The organism is Sporosarcina sp. USHLN248 (assembly GCF_037144575.1).
Classification (GTDB): domain Bacteria; phylum Bacillota; class Bacilli; order Bacillales_A; family Planococcaceae; genus Sporosarcina; species Sporosarcina contaminans.
The window spans coordinates 1-13,185 of sequence record NZ_JBBCZC010000006.1; the positions used below are offsets into that span (position 1 = coordinate 1).

Annotated in this window: 12 protein-coding genes; 7 read left to right on the plus strand and 5 right to left on the minus strand. The window is 41.5% G+C overall.

Features of this window, described 5'->3' with window-relative positions:
* Positions 1-109 precede the first annotated feature (109 nt).
* Positions 110-367 carry a hypothetical protein gene (locus WFH04_RS03550; protein ID WP_336822685.1) on the minus strand — a complete coding sequence of 86 codons (258 nt, stop codon included), beginning with the start codon at positions 365-367 and terminating at the stop codon, positions 110-112.
* A gap of 680 nt (positions 368-1,047) precedes the next feature.
* Here WFH04_RS03550 and WFH04_RS03555 point away from each other — a divergent pair.
* The 4 genes from WFH04_RS03555 (at position 1,048) to WFH04_RS03570 (ending at position 5,972) form a co-directional block, all read left to right on the plus strand.
* A complete protein-coding gene (locus WFH04_RS03555; RefSeq protein ID WP_336822686.1) occupies positions 1,048-2,337 on the plus strand; it encodes a S8 family peptidase in 1,290 nt (429 codons plus the stop codon).
* A gap of 132 nt (positions 2,338-2,469) precedes the next feature.
* Positions 2,470-3,708, plus strand: coding sequence for a helix-turn-helix domain-containing protein (locus tag WFH04_RS03560; RefSeq protein WP_336822687.1), 1,239 nt, complete (start codon positions 2,470-2,472; stop codon positions 3,706-3,708).
* Positions 3,705-3,866 carry a hypothetical protein gene (locus WFH04_RS03565; RefSeq protein WP_336822688.1) on the plus strand — a complete coding sequence of 54 codons (162 nt, stop codon included), beginning with the start codon at positions 3,705-3,707 and terminating at the stop codon, positions 3,864-3,866. Before WFH04_RS03560 ends, WFH04_RS03565 begins: the two co-directional genes overlap by 4 nt.
* Before the next feature lie 171 nt (positions 3,867-4,037).
* Positions 4,038-5,972 carry a DUF2207 domain-containing protein gene (locus WFH04_RS03570; RefSeq protein WP_336822689.1) on the plus strand — a complete coding sequence of 645 codons (1,935 nt, stop codon included), beginning with the start codon at positions 4,038-4,040 and terminating at the stop codon, positions 5,970-5,972.
* A 271-nt stretch (positions 5,973-6,243) separates the two neighbouring features.
* Here the strand turns inward: WFH04_RS03570 and WFH04_RS03575 are convergent, their stop codons facing one another.
* The gene (locus tag WFH04_RS03575) at positions 6,244-7,443 is read right to left on the minus strand and encodes an RtcB family protein (RefSeq protein ID WP_408020166.1); all 1,200 of its coding nucleotides are present in this window, start codon (positions 7,441-7,443) and stop codon (positions 6,244-6,246) included.
* 364 nt (positions 7,444-7,807) lie between these two features.
* Complete coding sequence (locus WFH04_RS03580; protein WP_336822690.1) at positions 7,808-8,800, minus strand: alpha/beta fold hydrolase; 993 nt, start codon at positions 8,798-8,800, stop codon at positions 7,808-7,810.
* Between the two features lie 177 nt (positions 8,801-8,977).
* On the opposite strand from WFH04_RS03580, the gene WFH04_RS03585 reads away from it, so the two are divergent.
* Positions 8,978-10,120 carry a glycosyl hydrolase family 18 protein gene (locus WFH04_RS03585; RefSeq protein ID WP_336822691.1) on the plus strand — a complete coding sequence of 381 codons (1,143 nt, stop codon included), beginning with the start codon at positions 8,978-8,980 and terminating at the stop codon, positions 10,118-10,120.
* A gap of 176 nt (positions 10,121-10,296) precedes the next feature.
* Here WFH04_RS03585 and WFH04_RS18305 read toward each other — a convergent pair whose 3' ends face one another.
* Positions 10,297-10,536, minus strand: coding sequence for a PF20097 family protein (locus tag WFH04_RS18305; RefSeq protein ID WP_408020162.1), 240 nt, complete (start codon positions 10,534-10,536; stop codon positions 10,297-10,299).
* Positions 10,537-10,651: 115 nt separating this feature from the next.
* Positions 10,652-11,257: a hypothetical protein gene (locus tag WFH04_RS03590; protein WP_336822692.1), complete on the minus strand. Its 606-nt coding sequence runs from the start codon at positions 11,255-11,257 to the stop codon at positions 10,652-10,654.
* A gap of 581 nt (positions 11,258-11,838) precedes the next feature.
* On the opposite strand from WFH04_RS03590, the gene tatA reads away from it, so the two are divergent.
* The gene (tatA, locus tag WFH04_RS03595) at positions 11,839-12,045 is read left to right on the plus strand and encodes a twin-arginine translocase TatA/TatE family subunit (protein ID WP_336822693.1); all 207 of its coding nucleotides are present in this window, start codon (positions 11,839-11,841) and stop codon (positions 12,043-12,045) included.
* An 8-nt stretch (positions 12,046-12,053) separates the two neighbouring features.
* Positions 12,054-12,953, plus strand: coding sequence for a twin-arginine translocase subunit TatC (tatC, locus tag WFH04_RS03600; RefSeq protein ID WP_336822694.1), 900 nt, complete (start codon positions 12,054-12,056; stop codon positions 12,951-12,953).
* The last annotated feature ends 232 nt before the right edge of the window (positions 12,954-13,185 follow it).

Below are 13,185 nucleotides of genomic sequence, written 5' to 3' on the forward strand. Positions count from 1 at the left end.
CGCCTGGAACGGAAAGCGACGGTTGTCAGGGGTTCCCCATTTATTCTCCAACCAGAAAGGGACTATCACAGAAAATCAGTTTTCACTGACTTTCTGGACAGCCCCTTTTTTACACTTGACCCACTAATGAAAAAACAAAGTATATTACTATTAGAAAAATCACTAGCGAAAGCACTGTAATATACTTAAGGAAACCTTTTTCCTTGTTTTTAATAGCTACAATTCCCATCGAAAACCCTACTATATAGAGTAAAATCCCGATAAAAAATGTATACCAATTCATCAAAAATGGTATATTAAGAGGAGAAAAAATAACCGTAGAAAGAAACAATCCTACTACTAACATTAATGACCAGATATTATTCATACTTTTCCCTCCCTGTTACGTAGCTGTTACGTGGAATTCAACAGCCCATTAAATAAATTTGCTCCATTGTGACAAGTAAAAAGAAAAAGTCTTGTTCATTAACATCCCATTTTCTATTAAATCATTTGTATTCAATGAGACAAGCTTAAGTAGTAATGCCGTAAAATAGTTTTTCGTATTCAGACTATAACATATTTTCAAAATTAATTATTGCTCGTCGTATGTGTGGTGTACCCTTATATCTCTTTTGACATTCGGCACAATGATGTAATGATAGATGGCAATTCATATGTCACAGCCATAAAATGGATGCTCCTTTTAAATTTATACTCCGGCTCCCATGCACAATCTATATCCTCTTTCCTCTCATAGCACATATCCATCTTTTTCAATCAAATCTTCTATTACTCAATCTTAACGAAACGCTCCCAATCATAATTTAACGTTTTATTAATAGGTAAATCTAAATAGGCCGTCATGATTTGCCCAACAATCAACGGAGCAAAGGCGAGCTTTTTTGGTCCCTTTGAATTAATCCACTGCCATAACACGGGTGGTAGGATCGAGTTCACAACACCACAGAGCTTTGCATTTCTATTGTTTTTTCCCAATTTAATAAATTCTTAGTCTTTGCTACATTAAAGTTGTAATTGAAAATGACTAAGAAAAGAGGAGATGCAATGAAGAAACCGTTCAAACTGCTCGCGGCAATGGCAATTGTAGCAAGTATGTTCATGCCGGGAGGAGAGGTATTTGCACAAGACAGCCTCGACGATTTTAAAGAGGAACAGATTAAACATCGGGGCGAAACGTTCCGGGTACTGATCACGGCAAATTCTGAGCAAGAAGTGCAGCAACTGCAACAAAGCTTTGAGTTACGCAATGAATTCGAAGACCATTCTTTCACTGCAGATGTGACAGAAAAAGAATTTCAAGCTTTGAAAAACATGCCTCACATTACTGTAGAAAAGGTGGAGATCCTTTCCATTCAAATGGAACCATCCTCTTTGATAGTAAGTGACGAAGTAGATGCGGCGGCAGCAAGCCAATCTGTTCCTTGGGGAATAAAGGCGATCTATAATGACAATAATTTAACTTCAACGAGCGGCGGCTCCAATATACGAATCGCAGTGCTTGATACGGGGGTTAATGTTAATCATAGCGACTTGTATTACACCTCCGAACAGTGTAAGGATTTCACACAACAAGCTCCAATCGTAAACAATACATGTACCGACCGCAATGGACATGGCACTCATGTAGCCGGAACCGCTTTAGGTGATGGCGGAGACGACAAGAAAGGTGTTTACGGAGTTGCTCCAAACGCAAAGCTTTGGGCATATAAAGTTTTGAACGATAGCGGAAGCGGCTATGCCGATGATATTGCAAATGCAATCCGCCACGTAGCAGATCAGGCATCTTCGCAACGTGTGAAAGCTATCATCAATATGTCCCTCGGCTCGAATGGAGAAAGTTCGTTGATTACAAATGCGGTCAACTACGCAAATGATCGTGGCGTATTAGTTGTCGCGGCTGCAGGAAATGATGGCTACTCCCCAGGTTCAATCGATTATCCCGCAGCATTACCATCAGTTATCGCAGTAGCGAATCTTGAAAATCGCTTAGAAAACGGCACATTCCGAGTTGCCAATTCTTCATCCCGTGGATATACAAGTAGTGCAGGCGACTACGTCATCCAAAGAGGAGATATTGAATTGTCTGCCCCAGGCACATCCATCTTCTCAACTTGGTACAATGGCGGGTATGCTACAATTAGCGGAACATCAATGGCGACGCCACATGTTGCAGGACTGGCAGCAAAAGTTTGGGCAGAAAATCCAAGCTTCACGAATGCACAGCTGCGTGCAAACTTACAAAACCGGGCGAAATCTTATGATATTCTTGGCGGCTATTACGCAGGAATAGGAGATGATATCGCTTCTGGGTTTGGCTTTGCAAGAGTACGTTAATCATAACTTTCAATCAATTCCCATATATTAGGCACGAAAACAGTCCCTCACTCCCCTGGGACTGTTTTCTCATGTATTCAGCAAGAAGACATGGTACCGTTTGAATAGCTACATATCAAAGGGGTGACGAATTTGAATGTTGGATCCATCCTAAAATATTACCGCATGAAAAACAATCTGACTCAAGCTGAACTTTGCGATGGGATCTGTTCTGTCTCCCATTTAAGTAAAATCGAGTCAAATAAATACATTCCTCACAGTGAAACACTAAATGAGTTATTTAATCGGATGGGCATTGAGTGGCAGCAGGAAATGGATATATACGAAATGTGGAATGCAAAATTGGAAACCTTTATTTCCTATTCCGTTTACTACGATTTAAAATCGATGGAAACGCTGTACGAAGAGCTCGACAAAAACGAAGAGTATTTCCAATCAACGGATTTAGTAAATCGGTACGAGCTGTATAAATTGCGCTTTTATTTATTCAAACAAGACGTACGACGCGCGAAACAGCAAACAACAATTCTAAAGCGTTTGGAGCCATCATTCAACGACTATGAAAAAAACGTCTCCGAAGTCATTTACTTAATGTATGATATCTTCTCACAAAACATAGAGAGTGCGGAAAAACGGCTTGAGCAAATTAGAGAATCCAAAGAAAGGATTCCGTACTTGTTCGAAGGAGAACTGTTTTACCAAAAAGCCTACTTACTGCATATGAGAACGTTGTATGAAGAGTCATCCTATTATGCCGAATTGGCCGTTGATCATTACAAGCAGACTTGTAATTACATCCGTTTACTGCATGCGCAAATCTTATTAGCGATCAACTACACGCATCGGGATTTCATTTTGCAGGCAGATGACTTATTTAAAATCGTGCTTCGGAATTCCAAAATGATGGAAATTGATTCGCTGTATCAAGGTGCTCTTTACAATTATTCTGTTCTCCAAAACAGAAGAGGACTCCATCATTCTGCACATGAGCTTTTATCGGAATTGAAATCAATCGTTGAACCTGACACTGACTATTACAAATCCGTTCTGATTCATTTATTGCATACATCTGTTGAAGCAGAAATGGATATTTCATCTTTGCTTGCACATTTAGAAGAAGCAAACGATAGGAAAAAAGATCCGTATACAACAATCCAAATTACGTACTTTAGAAAGATGAAATTATCCCAACAAGAACTTTTAGATTATTGCGAACAAACTGCATTCCCTTTTTTCGTCAAACATGGTTATATAGGAGAAGCAAGAAGCATTGCTTGGAAACTAGCAAACTATCATCGCTCACTCGGAAATTACGAAAAAGCTGATGAATTTAGTTTGTATCACTTTGTGAAAGGAGATGAAAAATCGTGAAACGAAAGCTTTCCATCCTTTTGCTTGCTGCTATGTTTACCGCAAGCGTCGGTGCGAACAGCGCAATGGCTGCAGTAGAGCCGAACGACAACGTATCCACAACTGCAAAAGGCAAGGACAATATGCATCCCCCATCCATCCTTCCACCACAAGTATAATGAAAAGGTGTTCCAACCGTTTGGACTTGGAACACCTTTTTTAATGTGTGCAACTGATCTACCCAATAATAACTAACCGACTGCTTCTAAAACATGCCGAACCTCCTGTTTTATCCTACATTTGAAACCCATTCAGAAATTCTTCGTATGACAATCAAAAGGGGGGATCCGATGAAGAAAATTTTCAGTTTTGTTTTACTGCTGTTCCTATTCTTTCCTGCCAACGCAGTTGCGAAATCGTTCACGGTAGATCAAGTGCAAATACGGGGCTGGGTGCAATCGGACGGAGACATGTTAGTCAATGAAGTGTTCACATATACATTTGATGGCTCATTTTCAAGGCTAACACGTTCATTCCCCGAAAAGCATATTGGGCAAATTACAAACTTTGAAGCATATATCCTTAATGATCCAAATCCAGTTGTCGGGGAAATTGATGGTTCTATCTTGTCGCAAGTGGACGTTACTGTTAAAGGCAATACTTATTCAACTTCTATTCGAGCAAAAAATGAAACGCTGTCTGTCCTCTATTCTTATAAAATGAAAAATGCAGTAACGTCTTACGATACATATAGCGATCTTGCCGTCACTTATTTTGAAGATGGCGAAAATCACGATGAAGACTACAATGAACTGCATATTTCATACGCATTGCCCGGTGATGTCGGGAAAGATCAAATTTATGGGTTTATCCATGACCGTAAAGGAGTCGTGGATAAGGTTTACCGCAACGGCATTTCATTTTATACAGCGAAGTCGATTGCGTACACAGATACTAAAACACGGATGTTTTTCCCATCGGCCATAATGAGCGAGCAACAGAAGCTTCCCGCACCGATTCCAATCGAGGAAGCGATCAAGCAAGAACAAGATACAATCGATAAGAATTCTCTTCGATGGTCGAACATTCCTGTTGCGATAAAATTGGCGGATGGATTACAAGTGGCATTCATCGTACTGATCGTTATAGCTCTTTTAATGAGACAGCGGTTGATTCCTTTATTCGGGAACATTGAACTAGTTTTGCAGACAGACCCGATGTATTTGGCATTTGTCGATCAGAATGGGAAATTCAATAGAAAAATCTTTCTATCCGGCTTATTTTCGCTCGTTGAAAAAGGGCTTGTCAAAGTTGAAATGGCTGATTCGGCAACGCGTTTTCAAGGTGAGAAAGACGCGCCCGAAAAGACTTTAGTCTTTCATCTTCAACAAAATGAACAACTGAATCATTCAAAAGAAAAACGTTTGCCGCATGAACAGTATTTAATCACTTGGCTGTTCAAAGGGCGTGCTGGCTATCGCAAATTCCATTTGCATGATATGGCAGGACCTTCAGTTGAAAAAGTAAAAGGAAGTCATGCGCAAATACGTAAGCAAATGAACTTCCAACAAAATCACGAAGAGTGGCATCGGATGGTACTGAAACTTATGAAAGAAGCCGGAGCACTATCGACAAGGCTCTCAAAAGGATTGAAATTGTCGGTCTTTTTCCTAATCACAATGATTATGACATTTGCATTTTACGCGGACGGAGCAGGTGCCTTAGGAATTGCGTTTCCTGCTATTGTCACTACCATTGGGACTTTTTTGTTTATCGCGAATCCCGGCAAAAAGTGGCCTGCAGTCGTACTTTTTATTGGATTGTTTTTTACAGGTGCACAAACCGCGGACGAAGACTTGACGAACGCGACTCTATTTGCACTCATCATAGGTGCTATACTCTACCCTATTATCCCAAAAGCAATTCCAAGTTCATTGACAGCATACTATACAAAAATGAGCATTTCGAAATTTAGGCTACGGACGAAATTCGGCATTCCACCCCACCTTCCAAAGGAAGACATCGACCGCTGGATCGCGCGGGCATATTTGCTGAATAAATCGAAGAAAAAACTCCCGCAACTAAGCGGAAGTTTGCCAGACTCATACCCATTGGCTCCGCTTTTCGCATTACAAACAGACCCGCTTCACTTCGCTTATTCAACTTGGAGCCCTGCCTCTTCATTCGGAAGCAAAGGCGGCAGTGGCAGTTCCTCTGATGGCGGAGGTTTTTACTCCGGTGGAGGAGATGGAGGAGATGGCGGCGGTGGAGCAGGTGCAGATTAAACACGGCAAAGCACCAGATGCTCGCGATTGCAACTCGCAAGTATCTAGTGCCTTTTACATTTATAGTACGATAGGATTATACCTTATGCGCAAAAATCGTTCAAAAATGGATTAACGAATCCACTTACGCATAAATTAACCGCAAAACGTATATGCCGCTTCCAATCAGCATAACGAAATACACAAACGCATAAACACCTTCAAAAACTCCTAATTCTCGCCACTCACGCATAAACTGCAAATCCGCTAAGCTCAGCCCTATCAAATCCATTCAATCCTTATAAGGATCAAATTCGTTTGCACCAGCCATACAGACCCCGACCGGTTTCAGCACGTGTAACACTTCAATCGTATCTTCATGCGCATCCAATACGGATTGCAATTTCCGATAGACGAATGGACTTTCATCCGTTCCGCCTCCGCGCAGCTCCACACCGAATTTCTTCACCGCTTCATCCATTTGCTGCTGGGAAATTTGGCCGCCAGTACGGACTCGCTTCTTCCAATTCATCTTTCCAGCAGCCTGTGTCCTGCTCATAATTCGGCCTGCTCCGTGGACTGTGCTGTAAAAAGCATTTTCATTTGCCGCATTATCCTTCCCTTGAACGATTACAGAAATATCGCCCATGCTACCGCCAATGAAACATAGTTGTCCCGGTGCAGACGGTGTCGCCCCTTTTCGAACAACAATCCTTTCTTTGCCAAAATGAGTTTCCTTCCACGCATAATTATGATGGTTATGCACTTCGAACTCAGTTGTTGCCCCAAGAATGCTCAACACTTCGTCAATCACAGCATCCATTCCTGCATACGCATATTTGCCTGCCAACGTCATCGCTCGGTAATAAAGATCGCCAAGCTCCGTTTCCAAATCAATTAGCGTTGGTGGCTGCTCCATGCTCTCGCCGGGCGCTTTATCAGAAAAGCCTCTGCCGTTCGCCAAATTTAAAAAGCCGCTTGCTGTCTTATGGCCGAATCCTCTGCTTCCAAAATGATTCGCAATCCAAACGTCTCCCGTTGCCTCTTCCACTAAAACATCGACAAAGTGGTTGCCCGCTCCGACAGTGCCAAGCTGATCAATCGCTAACTTTTTCAAACGGTCATGCTCCTGTTTGCCGATCTGTTCAAAAACATTCCAGTCGGGATCATCAAAAAGTTCGTGATCCATCCTCTTTTTGTTTTTCCTGCCTACGCCAAATGAAATCCGTTTCGCCATTTCATCCATCAATAAAGGCAAATCATCCTCGATATCTTTATACTGCAAATTTGTACGGACCGCTTTATTTCCACAAGCGATGTCGTAGCCGACACCCGAGGGAGAAATTTGTCCATCATAGACGACTACGCCGCCAACCGGCTGACTATAGCCGTAATGACCGTCAGCACAGAGCACGCCTCCTGCCACATTGCCGACAGATAGACAATTATCAAACTGCCGTATTGTTTTTTCATCATGATCTCCAAAAATTATACGATTCAAGAAAAAGAACTCCTTTCCTTTGTAAAGCATATCGTTCGGCTAACTTCCGTTAAATTTAGTGCAATGCAAGCTGCCTAAGAAAAGTATCTGTAATTACAATTCTAAAAAGGGATTGTATCTCTCTGTAACCTCAACTTAGGTCTTCGTATGTCCACTTTCAGCAACCCACAGCTCCTCCCCCTATTTACTTCGACACTATGCTTCAGCTATTCTGATTCAAGTAGTCAGCTAGTTCGCTTATACTGTTTGTTTAGGAACAAATACAATCATTCAAAAACCTCCGTAAAAACACAAGATAGAAGCCGATTCAATCGGCCTCCATAAGATTTCAATTCAATAATGCTGTACGAATCGTTTACTGTACAAGTTCCGGCATTTCTGCAACACTATTTTCCATATCATATATTTCACGTAATGCATCAAAAAACAACTCTGGCTGGTCCATCATCGTCATATGCCCCGCATTCGGTAAAATAGTAATCTTTTTATTTGGAGCTTCAATTTCGTCAAGATATTTTTGGGCAATGACATATGGTGTTTGCCAATCTTTCCCGCCTAAAATATAGTAGATCGGAACTTCAAATACCGATGGTTCATCACGCAAGTCATAATCACCTAAAAACTTATGCACCTCACCATTTGCTTTCGAGATCTTCATGAAAGCGATAATATCCGACCATTTGAAAATGGGACTTTTAAATACGGTGAACCAAATTGACATATCCATTTTCATCCCTAAACCATACTTGCCTTGCAACTTTCTCACCTTATTGACCTTTTTCAAAAATTCCTTATCAAATGTAACTTTACTGCCGGGATATTCGCCTACAGAATCAAGTTTCTTCAGCGACTTTCGATCATCCGCCTGAATAATCAATTCACGAACTTTGTTATAGCCGACTTGCTCATTTTCCACCATGCTAATAACCTGCCCTACACCGATGTAATAGTCCACTTCATCAGGATATTTGCGAATAAAGAGCGTGCCTAACACACTTCCCCATGAATGGCCTAGTAGCACAATCTTGTTTTTACTATATTTTTTCTTCAAATGCTGGATCACTTCAAATAAATCCTGCAGCATCAACTCAGCAGTCGGTAGCTTATCGGGATTTTTCATCAACGTTTTCCCCGCACCACGCTGATCCCAATGGACAACTGTATAAAGCTCTTCCCATTTTTCCTGAAATGCTTGCGCAAGCAATGATTCAGCTGACCCAGGCCCGCCGTGCAAAAACAACATGACAGGGTGATCATAATCTGTTCCTGAATGAAACAAAAATTGTTCAATACCATTTATCATTACATATTCTGTTAAATAAATCGAACGCCCTAATTTATTTTTCACCTATCGACCCTCCATTTTTAAACATTCACTAAGAAATAAATGACTGCAGGATATCCGACTTTCAGCTTTTCATTCAAACACGATCCACCGAATACTATGCAAAGATTTATAAAATGAGGACATCAGGAGTTCCTTCAGAATACCCTAAAGGAGCAGGAAAATAAGGAGAGAAGCATATTGCAGATTCATGTTGTTAAACAGGGGGATTCATTATGGGCCATTGCCCATCAATATGGTGTTACGGTAAATCAGATTGTGACAGCGAACGAGTTGGAAAACCCGAACGCGCTCGTCGTAGGGCAAGCACTTGTCATTCCGACTGTCTCCCGATCGCGCGGCGCAAAGCCAGTCATTGACGTCAATGCTTATACAATTAATACCGGAGAAACAGGAGCAAGGGAAATTCAAGAAGTAGGCCGTTACTTAACGTATTGGATGCCATTTGTTTATACCGTGAAGGAAGATGGCAGTTTATCTGCGCTCGATGATGAGGAAATGCTTAAATCTGCGGCAGCAGAACGAATTGTGCCAGTCATGGCGATCACAAACTTCAGCGCCACAGCTGCCGGATCTGACGTCGCCCATACTGTCCTTTCAAGTAATGAACTTCAAGAAAAGCTCATTACGAATGTGCTCGCTGTTATGAAAGAAAAAGGCTATCAAGGGTTAAACATCGACTTTGAAAATGTATTCCCTGCCGACCGAAGACATTACAATCAATTTTTACAGCTTGCGGTCGATCGATTGCATCCGCAAGGGTATTTCGTTTCGTCGGCTCTCGCTCCCAAAACGAGTGGCGAACAAAAAGGGCTGCTATTTGAAGCGCATGATTACGAAGCTCACGGAAGAATCGTCGATTTTGTTGTACTCATGACATACGAATGGGGCTATCGAAAAGGACCTGCCCAAGCGATTTCGCCTATTAATGAAATCAAACGGGTCCTTGACTATGCAGTCACCGTCATCCCACGAGACAAAATTCTATTCGGTTTTCAAATTTATGCGCGCGACTGGCTACTCCCTTTCGTTCAAGGCGAGGAAGCCGAAACATTCAGCGCACAGGAAGCCGTCCGCCGAGCGATTCAACATCAAGTCGCCATTCAATACGATCCAGTCGCACAAGCCCCGTTTTTCCGTTATACCGATGCAGAAGGGCGCACCCATGAAGTGTGGTTCGAAGATGCCCGCAGCGCACAAGCAAAATTTGACATGGTGAAAGACTATAAGCTTCGCGGCATTAGTTATTGGGTATTAGGCTATCCCTTCCCTCAAAATTGGCTATTGCTTGGCGATAATTTCACAATCAGGAAACGAGCTTAATCGAAAACAAGAAGTTCTTAGGGTACGTTGTTTAAAATGACATATCTTATCTACTACTTGGGTACAAGGCCTCCGTTCAATTAATAGATGTTGAATCGTTCAAATGATCAAAATCTGTACTTACGTTGCACACCCTTTATTCCAATCCTCTTTGTACCTTTTCTTCGAGCTACAAGCTAAGAGTAATCCAAAACAACCTTTTTACATCGTTCACATAAATAAGCATCAACATTGCTAACAAGAAAACGGCTTTGTTTTGATAATAAAACAGAATCCTTTATGAAACTTGGCTCAATTATCGCCTTTGACACTCTCGGAACCCAAGCAAGCCTCGTTCCACTTTGGATATATCCTTTTTTCATTTCACCTTCACAAAAAGGACATTTGAAATTCTGAACATGATTTTCCATCTTCATCCCCTATTTTCAAATAAAATCAAAATGCGGATTTTGCAATTAGAGCCCCAAATTCTTTTAACCACCATAAAGGCACCGAAAATCAAGGTGCCTTTACGTTTGTATCGTCTCCATCTTAATTTACTTTTTCGTAAACCCCTTCATTCACATAATAAAAGAAATTATCATCAGACATGAGCAAACGCCACTCCTTTTCGTAATCGCCCATGGCTGCATCGCGGTACATGAGCAGCTGTCCTGTTTCCGTTGCTAAAAAGTATTCATCATCACTTTCTGTATCCTTGTAATGGTCTCCTTGGAATACCTCCGAAACTTCCTCATACTTGTTACGATCCGTACCAATGAGAATTGCTACTATTTTTTCATCCACACAACTAATCGTCATATCAGGTTCCGGAAAATAGTAAGCACTTTCCGGCTCCTCATCTAACATTTCCGAAGCTCCCCATATGCTTTCAGCCTTTGAAAGAGAATCTCCCAACGTCAACCCGTAAAGGAATAAATTGCCGTTTTCCGCAAAAAAGAGCGGTGGCTTTTGTTCCGTTTCCGATTCTTGCCCTTCATCCTCCTCTGACTGATTCTCCTCCTTCCCATCCTCTACTTCCACACGATGTGGTTGCTCGTTTTCCTTCTCATTCGGTTCCTCTTTTAGTTGTTCTTCCGTACAGCCCACGGTCAATAATGTTAAAGCTATTACCATAAACGACAGCATGCATTTCATTGAAAACATCCTTTCAACAGTTCGTAAAGCTATTGCCTTGTTAACAGAAAATATACAGGAGTTCTCCTTTATTATCAAACTATTTAGGAACTAATTGTTTCGGTAATACTTCTCGTCCTCTAAACAGTTTGGATGTTTTTCTACCTTCCCCATCTCATTTGGAAACTTGATATGATTTTCAACCGCTTCACTTACCTTCTCCCAACTTTGATGTTTATTAAACAAACTGACAGGGTAGAACCTAAACATTGAAAGAGTATGAGAAGGAATGAACAGAACACTGTTTTCTCTTTCTTTCAACTTCTCTATACCGGCGTTTTGTGGCTACATAATTTGCACAATGAAGCTTACCGATTTGTTTGCGAGGAGGAATGAATTACTAAAACTACAGCTTCACTTCCATTCAGAGGTCGTTTGATGGGCAAGTTGGTCGTTCCCTAACGCTCCAACATCTTGGCTTATGGGAAATTTGCTTGTCGTATGCGCGGAAAATCCGTCGCAACACGGCAGCAACTATCAGCATTTATAAATACCGCAGGAAACTTGCGGAAGACAAATTTAAAAGGGAAAGGTTGATTACTATGAATCTTGCAGCGATCGGAGTACCGGGACTTATTATTATTCTTGTCATTATCCTTATTATGTTCGGACCACGCAAGTTACCAGAAGTAGGATCTGCTGTCGGAAAGACATTGGCAGAATTCAAGAAATCAGCGCGAGAAGTTTTGGATGACGAGAACAACCAAGATGATGTAGACGCCAAGAAAACGTCTACTATCGAAAAGTAGGTGAAAATATGGATCCATACCGCAATCACAACAAGAAAATTGGTAGCCCATTGAATAAAAAGCAAGCGAAAGATTCGGCGCCTTCCGAGTCTTCTGCCCATGCCTCAGTCAATGAAAAGGTAGTGGACCCACCGACCGAAAAGACAAAAAAGCAAAATGTACGACATCATACGGAAAAAGAATCTGTTGACGAAACGGTTCAAGAACCGACATTCATAGAGCATGTGAGTGAATTGAGAAAACAACTCATTAAAAGCGTCGCTGTATTCTTATTGTTTTTCATAGCGGCCTTCAGCACAATCAATATATGGTTTCCATACATTACGCGTGGCCATCAATTAGTCGTGTTGAGCCCAATGGAAGTCATTTCATTTTATACGACGATTTCCGCCGCATTGGCGTTCGGATTGGCAATTCCGTTCCTCTGTCATTTTCTATGGCAATTCGTGAAGCCGGGCTTGACAGAAAAAGAAGGTCATTACCTCAGTTTGTATTCGCCCTTTATCCTTTTATTATTTTTAGCAGGGCTCGCTTTCGGATATTTTATCGTCAATCCACTAAGCTATAATTTCTTAGTAAACCTCGGAAAAGCAAATTTCGACATGATGATTTCGGCAAAAGAGTATGGTCGCTTCCTAATGCTGACGACAATGCCGATTGGACTGCTGTTTGAATTACCGCTGGTCGCGCTATTCTTATCCTCTATCGGCATTTTGACATCCAATTCGATGAAAAATCTCAGAAAATGGTCGTATGTACTATTGGCAGCTGTCTCTGCTCTTATTACGCCACCCGACTTCATTAGCCAACTTATCATACTTATTCCAATGATCGTCCTCTATGAAGTGAGCATCTTCCTCGTTACCCGAACCGAAGCCCGAATCACTTCAAATCATGTTGCATCTTAAAAATTTCATTGTCAATGGAAGACGCCAGACTCCCACCAATCGTCAAAGGGAATCTGGTGTTTTTCTACATTGCAATGAATCTGCTTTCACCTGTCTTTTGGCACATTGAAGAACATTCCTATTCCTTCGCCTTTCTCTCACCAATTGTAAGTCCGCCAAATACGCTGAGCACCAGCCTACCAACACAGTTCAAACTATGTCTGCTCCATTCATCATATAGATTCGAAGTTTA

Bases quoted from the DNA above. Each gene is read 5' to 3' on its own strand.
- WFH04_RS18305 (WP_408020162.1), bottom strand. From the start codon at position 10,536: ATGAAGATGGAAAATCATGTTCAGAATTTCAAATGTCCTTTTTGTGAA.
- tatC (WP_336822694.1), top strand. From the start codon at position 12,054: ATGGATCCATACCGCAATCACAACAAGAAAATTGGTAGCCCATTGAAT.
- WFH04_RS03555 (WP_336822686.1), top strand. From the start codon at position 1,048: ATGAAGAAACCGTTCAAACTGCTCGCGGCAATGGCAATTGTAGCAAGT.
- WFH04_RS03590 (WP_336822692.1), bottom strand. From the start codon at position 11,257: ATGAAATGCATGCTGTCGTTTATGGTAATAGCTTTAACATTATTGACC.
- WFH04_RS03550 (WP_336822685.1), bottom strand. From the start codon at position 367: ATGAATAATATCTGGTCATTAATGTTAGTAGTAGGATTGTTTCTTTCT.
- WFH04_RS03570 (WP_336822689.1), top strand. From the start codon at position 4,038: ATGAAGAAAATTTTCAGTTTTGTTTTACTGCTGTTCCTATTCTTTCCT.
- tatA (WP_336822693.1), top strand. From the start codon at position 11,839: ATGAATCTTGCAGCGATCGGAGTACCGGGACTTATTATTATTCTTGTC.